This is a genomic window from Nonomuraea sp. NPDC049129 (genome assembly GCF_040648495.1).
Classification (GTDB): domain Bacteria; phylum Actinomycetota; class Actinomycetes; order Streptosporangiales; family Streptosporangiaceae; genus Nonomuraea.
This window is the reverse complement of record NZ_JBEZDU010000006.1, coordinates 43540-60058: the sequence shown is the minus strand read 5'-3', so window position 1 is coordinate 60058 and position 16519 is coordinate 43540. Positions and strand designations below refer to the sequence as shown.

The following is a 16519-nucleotide window of genomic DNA, read 5'->3' as shown; positions in this document are numbered from 1 at the left end:
ATGAACGTACCCACCATTCATCTGCTCGGCCTGGATCTCGACGAGCTGGCTGAGACCCGTGCCGTCAATGACCGCATGGAGAAGCTGCTCGACGGCCAGGTGCCGCTGCATGTCCAGGACGACCCCGTGGCGGCTCGTGAGTTTCAGCGCGCGGGCGGAGGCGGGTTTCCCACCCTCGCGACGGTTCCCGAGGCGAGTTGGCGGACCGTGACCACCTCCGACGGCGGCCGGCTCCGGCTCCGGGCCTTTCTCCCTCCGGACGGGCGTGCACCGGAGGGCGTGTTCCTGCACTTCCACGGCGGCGGCGGGGTGATCGGCTCGGCGGACGGGCAGGATCCACGCCTTCGCGATGTGGCCGCCAACTGCGGTGTGGCGGTGCTCAGCGTCGAGTACCGGCTGGCCCCGGAGCACCCTTACCCCGCGGGCAACGACGACGCCGAGCAGGCGGCGCTCTGGCTGGTGGCGAACGCCGCCGCCGAGTTCGGCACGCGACGACTGCTCATCGGCGGCGAGTCGGGCGGCGCGCGGCTGGCCGTCACCACGCTTCTGCGGCTGCGTGACCGGCACGCCGTGGCACCCGCCGAGGCGTTCCTGGCCGCACAGCTCTCCTTCGGCGGCTACGACGTGGGCCACGGCACACCCAGCGGCCGCGCGTCGGGCGATCGAAACCGGCTGATCAACAGGCCGATCCAGGAATGGTTCTGGAGCAAGCAGTTTCCGGGGCTGTCGCCCGACAAACGACTCGATCCTGACATCTCACCCCTCTATGGCAACCTGCGTGGTCTGCCGCTCGCGCGGTTCACGGTAGGAACGGCCGATCCCCTGCTCGACGACACGCTGTTCATGGCGGCCCGCTGGGCGGCCGCCGGCAACGCGGCCGAGCTGGTGGTGGCGGAGGAGGGCTGGCACGGGTTCACCTTGCACCCCACAGCGCTGGCCCAGCGGGAGTTGGCGGCCCAGGAGGAGTTCCTACGCAGATGTCTGGCCTAACCTGGTACGCGTCCCGTGCCTGTGACCCGATGACGCGATGAACCGTACCGAACGCCTCTATGCCCTGGTAGACGAGCTGCGCGCGACCGCGCCCCGGCCGCGCACCGTGGGCTGGCTGGCGGACCGGTTCGGGGTGTCGCGGCGCACCATCCAGCGCGATCTACAGGCGCTGATGGAGGCCAGGGTGCCGGTGCGTGCGGAGGCCGGGCCGCGCGGGGGCTGGTTCATCGACCGCGACACCGCTCTGCCGCCGATCAACCTCACCGCCGCGGAGGCGCTGGCGGTGGCCGCGGCGCTGGCCGGGGCCGAGCAGACGACGCCGTTCTCGGCCGCGGGGCCGGCCGCCATGCGCAAGCTGGCGGCCGCCCTGAGCGAGTCCGCCGTGGAGGAAGTGCGCGCCCTGACCGAACGCATCCATGTGCTGCCCGCCCGCACTGCCTCAGGCGTACTCCCGGTGGTTGAGCAGGCGGTGGCCCGCCGGCGGGTTGTCTGGATCCGATACGCCGACTCGGCGGGGCGGGAAAGCGAGCGCGAGGTGGAGCCGGGCGGCCTGCTCACCGCCTCGGGCTCGTGGTATCTGATCGGCTGGTGCCGCAGCCGCCGAGCCGGGCGGGGCTTCCGCCTCGAACGCATCCTCGCCGCCGAACTGCGGGACGAGCCCTGCCCAGCCCGTACGGTGCCATCCTTGGACCACACCCTGGCCGAACGCGTCCGCCAGGCCGAAACGCTACGGACCCTCAGCCGGGGTACGACGCCCTCGTGATCCAAGCCGTCGCCCCTCTGCATGGCGTCTCCTAAGACAACGGTGATATTTCGGTAACCGAGCCTATTCGCAGCGTATGCGCGCGTTTATCGTTCGGAGCCTGGCGAAAGCGAACCAACAAACTGGGGGCTCCATGTCGGCGCGTTTACGACTGGCCGTGGTGACCATTCTCGCCGTCACATGGATCGGCGGAGGAGGCGCGAACGGAGCCGAGGCGGGGGTGAAAGTCGACGGCCTCCAGGAGGACATCGCGACGGCCGTCTACGCGGTCAATCGATTCTGGTCAGATCACTGGTCGGATTACTTACCCGGCAGATATTCGCCGCCCCGCGTCCTGGGCTCCTACGACGGGCGCAGCCCGAACCGGCCCGCGTGCTCGGGATACAAGATGCTGCCCTACAACGCCTCCTACTGCACGACCCAGCATTTCATCGCCTGGGACATCAACCTGATGAGGATGAGCTACAGCTACGGCGACGGGCTGGTGTACCAGGTCATCTCACATGAATGGAGCCACTCCATCCAGAATCGTATGCCGCCCAGATATCTGGTGCCGCAGATCGAACTGCAGGCGGACTGCATGGGAGGGGCGGCACTCGCGGGGGCGTCGAGGGACGGCACACTCACGTGGGAGCGGGGCGACAACCGAGAGATCGCGGCGACGCTGCGGGGGCTGTCGGGTGACACGCCGTGGACGAACCCGCGCGATCACGGAAGCGCCACCGAACGGATCAACGCCTTCAACACCGGCGTCCGGTACGGCGTCAGGGCGTGCCTGGCCTAGCTTGTCCGCGGAACGACGCTCGTCTGCGGAGCGACGCTCGCCTGCAGATCGACCTGGTGCTCGCCCCCGACGAGCACGCAGTAGTGCAGCACTTTGGTGACTACTTTGGTGACCATGTCCGCGCGACCCCTGTCCAGCCAGACGTATCCGGCCTGGGCCATCGCTCGCAGGGCGGGGTCGTCGGACGAGGCGACATGGTTGATGAGCCCGGCCGCCAGCACGTAGTAGCGCTGGTCGGTGTTGAGCGCGTCGCGCACTCCCGGGCTGGCGAACATGCGTAATGCGTTGCGGCAGGCGTCGAGCTGCGGAACCGAGCCTGGCTTGATCGGCTGGTCGGCCGCCTCCATGACCGCCCGCTGCCAGGTCATGCGCGCCGCGGGGATGGCCCCGACGGTCAGCCGCCAGTTCAGCAGGGCGCCGTAGACGCCGACCGCCAGGGCGAGCGTGATCACGATCGTCGCGCTCGCCACGACCGGGCGGTTGACGCTCCGACGCGGTTCGGGGACGGGCGGTCGCCTCCGGGCTCTGATGAGGCTGCCGCACCCGGCGAGCAGAAGACCGGGGTAGATCGCGTACATGTACGTGAGCGTGGCGTAGTTTCCGATCGTCACCTGGAGCGGCGCGCCCTGCGCGAAGCAGGCGCCCGCCCGCTCCCACCCGCATTCGGCCACGGCGACATGGCCGAGGATCACCAGGGCCATCGGAACGGCCGCCGTCAGGAGCATGATCCCCGCGTGAGCCACGGCCCACGTTCCCGAGCCGCGGCCGCCGACCAGGATCCCGGCCGCCAGCGCGGCCAGCGCCAGCAGGCCCACGGCCACGCCCATGGTCACGTAGACGGCCTCGAGGAACTGTCCCGTACCCCTCTGCCTGCTGGCCGCGATGAGCATGGGCTGCAGCGCGAAACCGCCGACCGCCATGAGGCAGCAGGCCACGGCGAACGGCAGGGATGCCCGTACGAGGTGGGCGGGCAGGCGCTGGAGCGGGACCGGCGCGGCGTCGTCGAGATGGAGCCGCAGACCGCTCCCCGGTGCCGGCCGCGCTCGCGTCCCGGCCGCCACAAGGTAGGCGCAGGCCAGCGCGATGGTGAGCACCAGTGGGGTGTATCTGACCATCGTCACCAGCGTCACCACCAGCAGGTCCCACGTGACACCGGCCTGTACGACGGTGGCGATGCCATAGAACCAGAAACCCAGCCACGGGCCGATCACCACCGCCGACACCGCCACGGCCGCCAGGGTGATCGTCCGGGGGTGGGTGGAGCCGGCCAGCCAGGCCGAGGAGCAGGCCTTGGCCCAGGAGAGGAAGGCCCGGATGATCAGCAGGAGCACGAGACAGTAGGTGAGTCCGATCAGCGGGTTCACGAAGGCGAGGGTCCAGATCCACACCTCCGCGCGGATCATGGCCGCGTACTGGCCGGCGATGACGCCCACCGTGAAGCCGGCCGAGGCCCACCACAGACTCATCCGCGAACCGTGTCCCGCGAACCGCCCGGTGCTCGCCCTCCAGACGGCCACGACAAGGACGCCTGAGATGAGCAGCCCGAACATGAGCCCGGGCATGAAGTAGCGGGCGTCGATCACCCCCTCGGTGTCGAGCTGGGAATAGGAGTGGTAGACGGGTGCGAAACCCAGGCCCGCCAGCGACCCCGCGCTGAACATCTCCCACTGGTCCAGGCGCAGGAGCCTGCCCGGCTCGTTCAGTACGTCCAGGCGATACCGCCGGGCGGGATGGCTGCTGAAGAAGCGCAGCGGCCCCGGGTAGCGGCGGTTCGACGAGGCGGTCTCGATCGCCGCGGCCATCGTCTCCTGCCGTTCGGCGGTGTCGCCCGCCCTGACGTCCGCGTGGTGCTCGCGGGCGCGAAGCACCGCGGTCCTGGCCAGCCACAGCACCAGGGTCATCACCGTCAGCCTGGCGCACTGCGTAAGCAGGTCGCCGGGAACCCAGATCGCCGTGGCGACCAGCGCGGGCACGCAGGCCGTCAACAGGAACGACCACCAGATCGCCACCGTGAAGTGCGCGATACCGACGTCGCGGTTGCGAATATGCGCCAGTTCGTGCCGCAGGACCGCCTCGGTAATGGCGGGCGTCGTCGCGTGCGCGAGGACCAGCCCCATGCTCAGCACCACCATGTGGCGTCGCGGCAGGCCGAGCGCGCGCCCGGTGACTTCTCCCCTTCCCGGATCCACCAGCAACCGGACGTTCCTGCCGGGAGCCTCCTCCTCGGCGATGGAGGTGAACCTGCGTACCAGGTCCGCGTGGGCTTCGCCGCTACTCACCTCCGCGAGGGCCATGAGTCCGCGGCGGAAGGCCCACAGCGGGTGAAACGCGTAGAGCAGCAGGGCGCACAGCGCGGGCACGACGAGCGACCCGATCGGCAGGAGCGCCTCGGCCGCCGTCACTCCCGCGGTGCACTCGCCGTACCGGTCCACGAGCAGGGTCGGTTCGACCGAGCGTGCGCCGGAACGCAGCGATGACAGGCACTCCGCGTGCCGTACGTGCTCGGGCAGATAGGCGACGCGCAGCCGGAGCTCGAACAGGAACAGGGCAAGGTAGAGAGAGCAGGCGATCGTCGCGGTGATCAGGATGAGGAACCGGGACGTCGTCGACGACGGCAGCGTGAAGGGGTTAAGCCTGCGGCCTGACACCATCTCGCCCGCCGCGGTCACCTCTCGCCCGACAAGTGGCCGAAGGTCGCCTGTCGCAGGCGGAGGGCGGTCGCCTTGTCCACGCCCAGCGCGAGTGCGATCTCCTCGACCGCCTGCGCGGTCTCCTTCACTTGAGCGGGGTCGAGAACGGGAACGACGGCCTCAGAGCCGGCGATCGGCGCCGGGCGCGAAGGGAAGAGCTTGTTCCACACGCTCTTGGAGACCTGTTTCGAGGTACGTTCGACGGCCTGCGTGAGCGTGTTGGTCGCCGCGCCGGTCAGGACGGTCAGGACGATGGGCGTCAGGAGTGTCACGGCGTCCGCGAGCGAGAACCCGAGAAGGTCGTCACCGCCGCCGCGGAAGGCTCGCCGAGGGTTTCTCCGGGTGGCCCGGGCGATCGCCGGAAAGTATTCCGCCTCTTTGGGGGCGGCCTCGGCGACAATGGCGCGAGCGATGTCGTCGAAGCGCCGAACGGACCCGTTCTCCGATTCCAACGCCATATCTGTCCTTACCGAATGAATGGCTAGAGTCACCGCATGCTAACTTCCGTTCCGACAGGAACACCAGAAAGAAAAGTTCCGGCCGCCGTGATACGTGTTGCGCGTCAAGCCCAAAAGTGATTCCGATTCGGGCAGAAATGATGCGCCGTGTCCGGCTGGCACTACCGATCTTTATGTGCTCGGGCAGTCGAACGCGCCCTTGGGCCCCCAGGTGGTCCTGAGGTCGTTGGTGTCGCGCTGCCCGCACTCCATGACGACGGATGGTCCCGTAGGAGTCGCGCGGAGCATCAGGAACCGCTTCTGGAGAGGCGCGGGAGCCGCGGTCGCCCACGGATCCTTGGCGAAACGGATGATCCCTGTCGCGCCCCGAAGCCCAGACTCTCCTCCGATGCGGTAGCGGAAATGGCTGGCCACCGATCCCCTCCCGCAGCCGGCCGGTCCGTTCTCCCGGCACACGGTGTTGATTCCCGTCACCATGGTGACGAGGCCGTCATAGGCGATCGGTCCCCGCCAGTTGTCGTACCAGGGATCATTGGTGGTCTTGTACAGGTCCAGGTAACGGTGGGCGTAGTCATCCCCGGCGCTGTTGGGCGGGCTGCTCGGCAGCGCGTGCGCGGAGTAGAAGAGCGTCACGCCGGCGAAGTCGGTGGGAAATCGCTCTTTGAGGACGGCCGTGGTCGAGAGGTCGCCACCGCTGACCACCGTGAACGACGCGGGGCAGGCGGCGCTGTCCTTGGCCGCGACGAGAAAGTCCCGCAGGCGCTCCGCCCTGCCGGACCAGAAGACCACGGTGCGGTCGTCGGCGCTTTGAGTCAGTCGCGCGCACGCCTTTTCGAGCAACTCCGAGTCGCTGGTCACGAACGTGCCCGCGGGATGGACGGACGTCGCCGATCCCGGCGGTGGGAACCAGATGACGTGCGCATTGTCCACAGGGAACTCGGTCACGAGGTCCTCTCCGAGCCGGAGGCTGTAGTTGTCAGTGGGGTCGCCGATGACCAGTGCTTTGTCAGCAGGGACACAGCGGCCGGATTCGCCTGCCCGGATGATGTTGGCCTGCCGAGCGAACGCCGCGAACATGCGCGCCTGGTACGGGTTGTCGAAGGAGATCTGATGGTAGAGCGGATGGGCCTGCATATCTTCGGAGGTGGCGCCCATGCCGAGGATGGGCAGCCCGCCGTCGCCGAGGGTCTTCAGAGCCTCGAGTGTCTGCTGTCTGCTCTCGCCAAGCCCGATGACACCGAGGACGGTCTCGGTTGACTGCCGCACCACCTGCTGAGCGATCTGAGGCGCTTGGGCATAGTCTTTGCCGGCCTCCCGGATGTCGACGATGACGAAGACGTTGCCCGAGAGCTGATCCTTCGTTCGCGGATTGCCCTCGGCGAGTTCGTTCATCTTCCGTTGCGCCAGTCGGATGCCGTGCAGTTCGGGGATCACGCCGTTGTAGGCGACTCCGGCGTCGAAGGCGCCCGCGACACCGGAGCCCAGGTAGACGATCCTCTTGATCGTGTATCTCATGTCGGGGTTCTTACTGGCCAGGCCCCTGACTCGGGTGTTCTCGTCGTCGATCGCCTGCTTGTCGGCGTTGTAGAGACGGGTCGCCTCCTGAGAGGAGAGCAGGCCGACCGGCGTGGCCGCCGTCGCCGCATGTCCAGCGGTCTCGCCGAGACAGGTCTCATCCCTGGACCAGGGCCAGAACTGGAAAAGCCGCGCGGCGCCGAAATAGCCACCGACGGTGGGGATCACGATCTGCAGGACAGCGACGACGACAACCAGGGCGGAGCTTCTCAGCCGCACCGGAATCTTGTACGCGCCGGCGAGCTGCTCCGCGGTGGCACCCGCCGCTATGTCCCTCGTCGTCACCTGAAGCTCGGTGTCTCCGTGCAGGATGAGACGGAGCGTGGCCTCGGCGAGATTCGGCGCACCCGCGGCCTGACCGGATCGAGCGAAAATCACGGTGATGTGTCGCGCTTTGGTGTCCTCTATCGCCTGCCGAATGAGGTCAGCGAGCTCGTCGCCGTTCTTGATGAACAGCATGAATCCGCTCTGCCGGCGTCGCCGCCAGGGAGACAGACGCGGGGTGAACGCCGCGTCCAGATCGCACAGGAGCGCGCGGAGAAGCACGCCTTCCTTCTTCTGCTCGTCGCTGCCGCGCATGATGGTCGCGGCCTGCTCGAAAAAATCCTCGTGGCTTCCGCCGGCGAATTTCGCGAACCAGTTGCGGCGCATGCGACGTCGCCATACCCCGCCGAACCGCAGCTGTTCGAACCAGCCCGCGAACACGATGACGAAGCCGGCCAACCGGATCCACCAAAGAACCGGATCAGGTGCGCCCGGAAGTTGGATGAATCGGCACAGGAAAGGATGGAGCTTTCTGAAGGCACAATCCTGCGGATCCATTCCGGCGAAGGCGTCCGACTCGAGTGCCCTGAAGACGTTGTATTGGGGGAAGCGAAGCGTGCCCCACCCCCTCGGAGCTGTCAGCCCTGTCGCGATCTGCCGCGCCACACGAGTCCGCTCATCCACCACCGCGTGCGGCACCAGCGGCGTCTTGCCGAGTCGCAGCCGGTTTGTCAGGGCATCGATGAGCAAAGTGGCCGAACCGCCCGCAGTTCCCTCATGAATTCTTATGAGCAGGCGGCTCCGCCACTTCCTGCGGCGAAGCACCTTTGCGAAGACGGCTTTGGCGAAGTCGTCGAAGATCTGCTCCCGGCTGGTCATGTAGAGAAGTATTTTCCGGCAAGCGTCTGTGGCGGGTAAGAGAGGTCAAGCTGCAACACAGATGTAACGGGCACGGCCGTTTCAAGATCGGCCCGTACTAGTGAACCTATAACAGCAAAGGCGACCCTCCGCTCGAATCGCTGCGATTACCCGAAATTTCTCCATAAGTCACATGCCCGGCTTCGGCTGCGAGCGGCCATCATCTGGGCCCGCCAGGCGCGGCGGAACAGGTCGCCCTGGCCCCGACCCAGTCATACAGGGGTGAAAATTTCACTGACCGGCCGAGTTAGTGCGGGTATCAGACCACATGAGGCGTTTGCCGACCGTTGGGGGCGCCTTTTTCCGGTGACCGAGATTGACAGCTCAGGCCAGCTTCCAGAAACTCGTTGGGAGCGCTCCCAATGTCCTTCTAGCGGGCCATGTCGTGACACGGCATCGCGGCCGCCCCTCCGCCGGGCCGGCTGCCGACATGCCATGAACCCGCTTCTCGATCTCTTTCTGAAGGGATGCGCCATGGAGCTTCTGGCCAAGAATCAGGGGCTGGTCCTGGCCCTGTACCGGTTCGTGGTGGGTCTGCTGTTCGCCTGCCACGGCGCCGCGACCCTCTTCAACGTGCTGGGCGGGCCGCATGGCCCGGCACCCGGCTTCGGGCAGTGGCCCGGGTGGTGGGCCGCGGTCATCGAACTGGCCGGCGGGATCTTCGTCCTGCTCGGGCTGGGCACCCGTATCGCCGCCATCGTCTGCTCCGGCACCATGGCGTACGCCTACTTCGTGGTCCACCAGCCCCAGGCACTGTTCCCGATCCAGAACGGCGGCGAACAGGCCGCCCTCTTCTGCTGGTCGTTCCTGATCATCGCCGTCTTCGGGCCCGGACGCTGGGCACTGGCCACGCTGCTGCCTTCGCGAACTCTGGAGTATGACAGCGGCAGATGACCGCCCGCCGATCCCTGAGCAGCCCCGGATGGCTCCCAAAACTACCAACAAGAACCTTCGCGTCTTGATGACCGGACTGCTCGCCAGCACTGTATCGGCTTTCACCTCCGCTGATCAGGAGAGGTCGCACGTCTGCCGGCTCAGGGCCGTGCATGCCCAACTGAGCGCGGCGGAGGCCGCCATCGTTGGGGGGATGCGGTCTGCGGGCGTGTAGCTGAGCCACTGGTCGATGAGCCGGCTCAGGCACTCGGGTACGAGCGGGTTGTAGCGGTCAACGGGTTCGGGCCGGGTTCCGGCCCGCATCAGGTGGTGCACCTGCAGCGGATCGGTGCCGGCGTCGGTTTCGCGTCGCAGCGGGGCCAGGCCGGTCAGCAGCCAGTAGGCCAGGGCACCGACGCCGTACAGATCGGACAGACTGCTGGGGGTGGCGTCGGTGACGCCGAGTTGCTCGGGGCTGGCGAACCATTTGGTGCCGCCGGGCAGGGCCGTCGACACGCTTTTGCCGGCCTGGTGCAGTTGTGACATTCCCCAGTCGATGATCTTGATGGTGGCGGGGCCGTCCAGGACGATGTTCTGCGGCTTGATGTCGAGGTGGATGATGTCGCTCAGGGCGGCGGCCTGCAACCCGGCCAGCACCTGGCCCAGGATCCGCAGGCTCCACCCCAGGGAGACGTCGGCGCCTGGCCTGCCGTGGAGGTGGAGGTTGAGGCTGCCTGGCTGGTAGAGGGGCGAGATGAGGTAGACCGCCTGGGAGATCGCGGCGGCGCTCGGCCGTCGCCTCAACGGGAAGGCAAGGGCGTGGCCCGGCGGTCGTCCTGGTGGCAGCGGCGGCGAGAACAGACATGTGGCGACGACGTCTCAGCGCGCTGCCGCGCGGCTGAACCCGGCCCTGCCTCGGCCCGGGGTGCCGTACATCGGGAAGCTGTGGTCCAGGCCGGTGAGGCGCAGCACTCTGGCCAGGTGCGGGCGGGGGGCGGCCAGGCCGAGGACGATGTCCAACTCGTCGCACAGGCGGACGACGGTGGCGGTGGCGGGGACGAGCCACAGACCTGTCCCGATGCGGGGATGGAGGGCCGTCATGAGGTGCTCCGATCCTGTAGGCGAAGACCGGCCGTCTGGTGCCAGCCGGTGAGCTGGAACAGGCGTCGCAGCTGCGGGGAGGGCGAGCGCAACGTCAGAGCATGGCCGTCGCGCATACCGGCGGCGGCGGCGACCAGGGCGCGCAGTCCGCCGACGTCGCAGAACACCAGGCCGCTCAGGTCGACGCAGAAGCCGCCGCCGCCCGCCAGCGCGGCCAGTGCCCCGGTCAGGGCCGGTAGGGTGGCGTGGTCGAGCTCACCTTCGATCCGCAGGCCCACGGGATCGACCAGCGGCGTGATGCGCAAGAGCCGATCGGCGAGCGTGTCAGGGGTGCGTGCGCCGAGTGTGTCCGCGGTGTTCATGCTGGCTCCTACGGGCGGGGAGTGCGGGATAAGGTGGCCGCGGGTGTGAGGCGGTCATGAACACGTTGCGGAGGGGCGGCGTGAGCGGAGCCGTCTGGTGCGATGGTCTGATCATCTGGCGGGCTCGACCAGGTGGAAAGCGGCAATCCGCACAAGGCTTATCATCAGCCGTGATCATCGGGGCGGATCGCGGTCGGAGCTCAAGGACGGCATGGTGAATGGCGTTGACTGCTCAACCTCCGCTGCCGCCGGATCAGAACGACGGCGTGGACCAGGCTCTGACCGACGTCTTGATGGCGATCGATACCGCTTCGCGCGCCCTCGCCTTTCAGCACGCGATGCGCATGGCCTGTCGTGGTGACCGGCAGCGGCTGGCCGCCTGTCTGGAGACGATGACGCCTGGTCGGCTCGCCGAGGTGGCCGCCGCCGCCCGATTGCTGAGCGCCGCGGCCGAGCAGGCGCTCGCCAGGAGGAACCCGTAGCGCTCGGGCAGTGTCCCGCCAAGACGTGTGATCAGGAGGCGTGGTCGCCGGGGCGGGGAAAGTGTTCGCCGGTCAGCGGTTCTGACGGCGTCGCCGGCTGGCCAGACGCCGGAGTTGGGTGATGCGAGCGGTGCCGAGCACAAGAGTGAGCAGGATCCCGCTGAGCATGGCGATCAGCATCGCGACCGCGAGCGGCAGCGTGCCGTGCAGGCCGAGGAAGGACACCTGCGTGGCGGTGGTGTTCTGCAGCATGAACACGATGAAGGCGACGGACACGAGCGTGGCGACCCACACACCCGCCCAGGCCACGCTGGTACGGGTGACGGGCACCGGCCTGGAGTTCTCGGCGCTTGAGCCCGGGCCCGCGGGGCGCTCGTCCGGCGCCGGTAAGCTCTCGCCTTGAGGCACATCGGCTTCAGCCGTCTCAGCAGATGGCCCGGATCTGGTGCGGAAGCGGTGCAGGATGTCCATGACAACCCTTTCGGTGAGCCGGCCTGGCAGGCACCTCTAATGCGGCGGGATGTCGTCGTTTCCGGATACCTCGAATCTACGTCACTCACCCGGCACGCCAAGCGGGCGCTCACCAGAGCGGCCGGCCAGGCGGTCAACGCCGCCAGGCCCCGTTCCGGGCCTTCGGTCATGCGGGATGTGAATCCCGGGTGCCCGGGACGCCGGCAGCTCCTTTGCCGCCCGCTCGATATTTGAAGGCCGGCATAAAAAATGCCCGCGCCATGACGCGAGAATATTCTCGCACGCCACAGCACAGGCTGAGCTTTCCGCGATGTTCAGTTGATGATCAGCTCTTGTCGCGAATCACATCGTAGTTGGAGAACTCGATCGGGCCCTCGCACAGTTTGGCCATGTGCGCGTTGAACCGGTCGGTTTCCGGCAGCTTGCTGTTGTTCTGGGCCTCCTCGTAGGAGGAGAACTCCACGATGGCCACGTAGTGATCGGGTCGATCGCGGCGCTTCGCCACGACCTCGCGCTTTACATAGTGCTTGCCCTTGGCCTGCGTCCGCCACTCGTTCATGAGTGACTCGACTTCGCCGGCACGCTTGGTATCGAATTCTAGAATCTGTACGAAGCTCATAAGAGCCTCCCTTTTCTTTGGCTTGCATTCCTCATTCAATACCCATCCGCAATAAATAGCAAGGGAAATTTCGCACAACTGAGCGAATTCCACTCTCGGCATAAGATGGCAGGAGGTTTCGCACCGCTGAATTCTCCGGCCGATTTCGCTGTCCGGCGGGCCTCGAAGTCGCGATCCGGCAGGTCAAGCCGATCCGGTGGCCTCTGGAAAGATCTCTCCGCCCCTGGCAGGGCGGACATGGCGCGGCCGACGTGCTCGCAGGTGGCTATCGCCGCAGCTGATGAGGCGAGCTGGGATTGCGTGTTTCCGCCGGACGGCTGAGCACCTTGACTGGTAAGTGACCAGCTGGCGCACCTTGCGTCGCTGTCACCGTGAGGGGGTCGCGATGACCCTGGACGCACAGGGCATGGACGCGACCGACCGTGCAGGCCTGAACGGTCAGGCGCCCCGCTGCGATCACATCGACCAGCTTCCCACCGTGCGGTATGGACCGCCCGAATGCAAGGAATGCCTGGCCCTCGGCCAGACCTGGACACGCCTGCTGGTGTGCCTGACCTGCGGCTGGGTGGCCTGTTCCGACGATTCGCAGGGCGGTCACGCCAAGGCCCACTACCGGGAGACCGACCATCCGGTGGCCGCCACTCTGGGGCCCAGGTCGACCTGGCGCTGGTGCTACGTGCACCGGCGGACGGTATAGATGAGGAGAAAGCTACTTCATGACTGTTTCCGAACGACCGGTTGCCGAACGACCGGTTTCCGAACGAGCGGTTTCTGAACGACCGGTGAAACGTCGGCAGGACTACGACGGCACCTCGCCGTTCCCCGGGGCCGGAGAGCACGTGCCGGCCGGGCGGGCGCAGACGGCGCTGACCGCGTCGATCGTGATCGCGCCGTTCGCCGCGCTCGGCGCGGTGATCTACCTGGCGTGGGGGCAGGGGGTCGCGCTCACCGACCTGATTCTGGCCGCGGGCTTCTACGTGGTGACCGGGCTCGGGGTGACGGTCGGCTTCCACCGGCTGCTCACCCATGGCTCGTTCGCCGCCCGGCCATGGCTGCGCGTGACGCTGGCGGTCGCCGGGTCGATGGGCTTCCAGGGCAACGTGATCGACTGGGTGGCGGTGCACCGCCGCCATCACGCCTTTACCGACCGACCGGGCGATCCCCATTCGCCCTACCGGTACGGGACCGGCCTGCGCGGGCAGCTTCGGGGGCTTGCCCACGCCCATCTGGGCTGGCTGTTCGCCGACGATCAGACTCCGGCCGAGCGTTACGCCCCGGACCTGCTGGCCGATCCTGCCATGACCCGGGTGGCCCGCGCCTTCCCCGCGCTGTGCGTGGTGTCGCTGGCACTGCCGTTCCTGGCGGGTTGGGCGATCACCGGCACCCTGTACGGCGGCCTGACCGCCTTCCTGTGGGCCGGGCTGATCCGCATCGCGTTGCTGCAGCACGTCACCTGGAGCGTCAACTCGCTGTGCCACCTCATCGGCAGCCGGCCGTTCAAGACCCGCAACCACGACCGGGCGACGAACCTGTGGCCGCTGGCCCTGCTGTCGTTCGGCGAGAGCTGGCACAACGGCCATCACAGCGAGCCGACCTGCGCCCGTCACGGTCTCGACCGGGGCCAGATCGACCTGTCCAGCGGGGTGATCCGCCTGTTCGAGCGGCTGGGCTGGGCAAGCGACGTGCACTGGCCCGACCCCGAACGCCTCCGGCACCGCCGTACCGGCCCGCTCTCACCGGCCGGGGACTGACCGATTCCCCGTCAATTCCGCTGCCGCGGATCCTCGTGTGGCTCTCCCTTACCGTGATCCTCACCGTTCTGGCCACGACCACGATCCCGGATACGCCCAGCGCTCATCGGTTCCGGTGATAACCGGCGCCGCCATTGCTCGTTTCCCCCCATCAGGCCGGGACGGACACTGGGACTCCAAGCCGCCTGACCACGGCACAGCAGTGAAGGAAGATCACGATGAGTCTGCGTTGGGAAATCAGCAACAAGGTCCAGGTCCTCAAGGGCTGGGTCAGGCAACTCTTCGGCCGCCTCACCGGCGACCGGCGCCAGCAGATCGCGGGCAAGAGCGATCAGGTCGCAGGCAATCTGAAGCAGGCGGGCGGAAAGATCTGGGACGCCTTCAAACGCTGACCCTCCGCTTCGACAACCGCTCGGCGGCTACGGAGTCGAGGTCGGACGCCGGCGAGCTCCGCGATGACCCCGTCCGCCCCCGTGCAAGCACGAAGATGGAGGTAGAACCGATGCGCGTAGCATCAGGAGCGCTGATCCTTTGGCTGATCGTCGGTGCCGTCGCCGCAGGCCAGCGCAACTACTACACGGGGCCGGTGGAGAACTGCAATCAGGTGGCCACTATCGCGGTGACGATCCTGGCCGGCCCCCTCAACTACTTCGGCATGAAGCCGCAGATCGCCTGCCAAACACCTCAGCCCAGCAAGTAGGGCCCGGCTCACCTCCAGAAGTTCACCCGCCCACGAGGAACCTAGAGTGGGAGACGACAGTCCGCATCGGCGCCGCCTGAGCAGAGAGGGTGGCGGGCATGGAATTACGGCAGTTGCGCTATTTCGTGACGCTGGCCGAAGAGCTGCATTTCGGCCGCGCGGCCGCCCGCGAGCACATCGTGCAGTCGGCACTGAGTCAGCAGATCCAGCGGCTCGAACGTGAGCTGGACGTGCGACTGCTGGACCGCAGCACCCACCACGTCGACCTGACCCCGGCCGGCGCCGCCTTCCTCGTCGAAGCGCGCCAGATTCTCGATCACGTCAGCCGAGCCACGCAGGTCGCGCGCACCGCCGCCGCCTCGGCGCCCACGCTGCGCGTCGGCATCATCGACGCCGGCTACGACACCATGCCGCAGATCCTGCGCGAGCTCCAGCGCAACCATCCCGGCATCACGATCCACCAGGTCGAGGCAGGCACCCCAGAGCAGTACCGGCAACTGGCCGACGGCCGCCTGGACATCGCCATCGGACACGGCTCCCAGACCCCGGCCGAGGTGACCTCCAAGCTCATCAGGCTCGATCCGCTCGGCGTGCTGGTACCCGACGACCACCGCTTCGCCGACCTCGACGGCGTGCCCGTCGCCGCCCTCGCCGACGAGCTGCTACTGCTCGGCGAGGAATCGCAGACGCCGGAGCTCAATCAGTTCGTCCTCGCGCTGTGCCGCTCGGCCGGGTTGACGCCCACCCTTTACGAGGGCACCGTCGAAAGCTCCCGGGCCGCCGCCGACCTCGTACTCCAGCATCGCTGCGTGCACTGTGTCCCTTCCTCGTTCCGCTCCTCCAACCGGCCGGGCACCACCTGGCGGCCTCTGGCCGACCCCGCGACGCACTACCCCTGGTCCCTGCTGTGGCACGACGCCAACCCTTCTCCGTATATCGCCACCGTCATCGACATCGCCCGGGGGCTGGCCGAACGGCTCGACTGGCTGGAGCCCGTCGCCCTGGCCGCCGAGCCGGCGTCCGGCGAAGGTGCTCCGGCAGCCACCAGCCGCCGCAGCGATGATCTGTTGTGACGCGCCGGGCTCAACGCTGGTCGCGCCGCACCATCCTTTTCTCCCTGGTGATCGGTCCTGGAGATGAATCCTTCACAGATCGCCGGTTTCTGTCCCTTACGCAGGGTGTTGGCTGGAAGTGAACAAGTTCGACGGTCGGTGCCGCCAATCATGCGGTGACCGGCCACCTGCTTCGACCGGTCCGGAAGACCGATCCCGCGCAGACATCGACGCACCACCACAGGGAGTTCGGTCATGGGCATCATCGCTTGGATCATCCTCGGACTGGTCGCCGGATTGCTGGCCAGAATGCTGGTCCCCGGCAAAGACCAGCAAGGCTTGATCATCACCCTCGTACTCGGCGTCGCCGGCGCACTGCTCGGCGGTTTCGTGGCCACCAAGGTGTTCCACGTCTCGGGCATCCAGGGCTTCTTCAACCTGTCCACCTGGGTCTGCGCCATCGTCGGCGCGGCAGTCCTGCTGCTCGTCTACAACCTGATCACTGACCGGCGCCGCACTGGCCGTCGTTCGGGCCGCTGGGCCGGCCGCCGATGACCCGCCCAGCACGCCCATCACCCATTCCCCGTGCCCACACGCCTGCCGCAGCGGGGGTGACCGCCCAAGCGCGCAGGCCGAGGATGTCCACGGGGGTGGCCGGGCCACGAG

At 67.6% G+C, this 16519-nt stretch carries 19 protein-coding genes; 11 read left to right on the top strand and 8 right to left on the bottom strand.

All coding sequences use genetic code 11. From position 1 onward, the window contains the following. The 3 genes from AB0B64_RS19470 (at position 1) to AB0B64_RS19460 (ending at position 2537) form a co-directional block, all read left to right on the top strand. Positions 1–990 (top strand): alpha/beta hydrolase fold domain-containing protein, encoded by a 990-nt coding sequence (locus tag AB0B64_RS19470; RefSeq protein ID WP_358178770.1) that lies wholly within the window; start codon positions 1–3, stop codon positions 988–990. Positions 991–1027: 37 nt separating this feature from the next. Beyond that, complete coding sequence (locus AB0B64_RS19465; protein WP_358178768.1) at positions 1028–1753, top strand: WYL domain-containing protein; 726 nt, start codon at positions 1028–1030, stop codon at positions 1751–1753. A 133-nt stretch (positions 1754–1886) separates the two neighbouring features. Then, a complete protein-coding gene (locus AB0B64_RS19460; protein WP_357943597.1) occupies positions 1887–2537 on the top strand; it encodes a hypothetical protein in 651 nt (216 codons plus the stop codon). Here the strand turns inward: AB0B64_RS19460 and AB0B64_RS19455 are convergent. The 3 genes from AB0B64_RS19455 to AB0B64_RS19445 form a co-directional block, all read right to left on the bottom strand. Then, positions 2534–5206, bottom strand: coding sequence for a M48 family metalloprotease (locus AB0B64_RS19455; RefSeq protein WP_358178766.1), 2673 nt, complete (start codon positions 5204–5206; stop codon positions 2534–2536). The two genes, AB0B64_RS19460 and AB0B64_RS19455, sit on opposite strands and share 4 nt — an antisense overlap. Further along, positions 5203–5685 (bottom strand): hypothetical protein, encoded by a 483-nt coding sequence (locus tag AB0B64_RS19450; protein ID WP_357943593.1) that lies wholly within the window; start codon positions 5683–5685, stop codon positions 5203–5205. Before AB0B64_RS19450 ends, AB0B64_RS19455 begins: the two co-directional genes overlap by 4 nt. A gap of 171 nt (positions 5686–5856) precedes the next feature. Further along, the gene (locus AB0B64_RS19445; RefSeq protein WP_358178764.1) at positions 5857–8403 is read right to left on the bottom strand and encodes a hypothetical protein; all 2547 of its coding nucleotides are present in this window, start codon (positions 8401–8403) and stop codon (positions 5857–5859) included. A 513-nt stretch (positions 8404–8916) separates the two neighbouring features. Here AB0B64_RS19445 and AB0B64_RS19440 point away from each other — a divergent pair. Next, the gene (locus AB0B64_RS19440; protein WP_357943589.1) at positions 8917–9336 is read left to right on the top strand and encodes a DoxX family protein; all 420 of its coding nucleotides are present in this window, start codon (positions 8917–8919) and stop codon (positions 9334–9336) included. A gap of 114 nt (positions 9337–9450) precedes the next feature. Here the strand turns inward: AB0B64_RS19440 and AB0B64_RS19435 are convergent, their stop codons facing one another. The 3 genes from AB0B64_RS19435 to AB0B64_RS19425 form a co-directional block, all read right to left on the bottom strand. Next, complete coding sequence (locus AB0B64_RS19435) at positions 9451–10119, bottom strand: protein kinase (protein WP_358178762.1); 669 nt, start codon at positions 10117–10119, stop codon at positions 9451–9453. Positions 10120–10194: 75 nt separating this feature from the next. Then, on the bottom strand, positions 10195–10416 hold the full coding sequence (locus AB0B64_RS19430; RefSeq protein WP_357943585.1) for a hypothetical protein: 222 nt from the start codon (positions 10414–10416) through the stop codon (positions 10195–10197). Beyond that, entirely contained in the window at positions 10413–10778 is a 366-nt protein-coding gene (locus AB0B64_RS19425) for an STAS domain-containing protein (RefSeq protein WP_358178760.1), read from the bottom strand. Before AB0B64_RS19425 ends, AB0B64_RS19430 begins: the two co-directional genes overlap by 4 nt. A 224-nt stretch (positions 10779–11002) precedes the next feature. Between AB0B64_RS19425 and AB0B64_RS19420 the strand changes: the two genes are divergently transcribed. Beyond that, entirely contained in the window at positions 11003–11260 is a 258-nt protein-coding gene (locus AB0B64_RS19420) for a hypothetical protein (RefSeq protein ID WP_358178758.1), read from the top strand. A gap of 72 nt (positions 11261–11332) precedes the next feature. On the opposite strand, the gene AB0B64_RS19415 is transcribed toward AB0B64_RS19420, so the two are convergent. Together AB0B64_RS19415 and AB0B64_RS19410 are read right to left on the bottom strand one after the other, a co-directional pair. Beyond that, positions 11333–11590 carry a lipopolysaccharide assembly protein LapA domain-containing protein gene (locus tag AB0B64_RS19415; RefSeq protein WP_225301272.1) on the bottom strand — a complete coding sequence of 86 codons (258 nt, stop codon included), beginning with the start codon at positions 11588–11590 and terminating at the stop codon, positions 11333–11335. A gap of 466 nt (positions 11591–12056) precedes the next feature. Beyond that, a complete protein-coding gene (locus AB0B64_RS19410) occupies positions 12057–12350 on the bottom strand; it encodes a hypothetical protein (RefSeq protein ID WP_357943579.1) in 294 nt (97 codons plus the stop codon). A gap of 385 nt (positions 12351–12735) precedes the next feature. Between AB0B64_RS19410 and AB0B64_RS19405 the strand changes: the two genes are divergently transcribed. The 6 genes from AB0B64_RS19405 (at position 12736) to AB0B64_RS19380 (ending at position 16408) form a co-directional block, all read left to right on the top strand. Further along, positions 12736–13047, top strand: a complete 312-nt coding sequence (locus tag AB0B64_RS19405; RefSeq protein WP_357943577.1) for a UBP-type zinc finger domain-containing protein — start codon at positions 12736–12738, stop codon at positions 13045–13047. Positions 13048–13132: 85 nt separating this feature from the next. Then, entirely contained in the window at positions 13133–14101 is a 969-nt protein-coding gene (locus AB0B64_RS19400; protein ID WP_357943575.1) for an acyl-CoA desaturase, read from the top strand. Between the two features lie 218 nt (positions 14102–14319). Then, positions 14320–14493, top strand: a complete 174-nt coding sequence (locus tag AB0B64_RS19395; RefSeq protein ID WP_225301276.1) for a CsbD family protein — start codon at positions 14320–14322, stop codon at positions 14491–14493. Positions 14494–14603: 110 nt separating this feature from the next. Next, positions 14604–14801, top strand: coding sequence for a hypothetical protein (locus AB0B64_RS19390; RefSeq protein ID WP_357943573.1), 198 nt, complete (start codon positions 14604–14606; stop codon positions 14799–14801). Between the two features lie 98 nt (positions 14802–14899). Beyond that, on the top strand, positions 14900–15874 hold the full coding sequence (locus AB0B64_RS19385; RefSeq protein ID WP_357943571.1) for a LysR substrate-binding domain-containing protein: 975 nt from the start codon (positions 14900–14902) through the stop codon (positions 15872–15874). 234 nt (positions 15875–16108) lie between these two features. After that, a complete protein-coding gene (locus tag AB0B64_RS19380; RefSeq protein WP_357943569.1) occupies positions 16109–16408 on the top strand; it encodes a GlsB/YeaQ/YmgE family stress response membrane protein in 300 nt (99 codons plus the stop codon). The last annotated feature ends 111 nt before the right edge of the window (positions 16409–16519 follow it).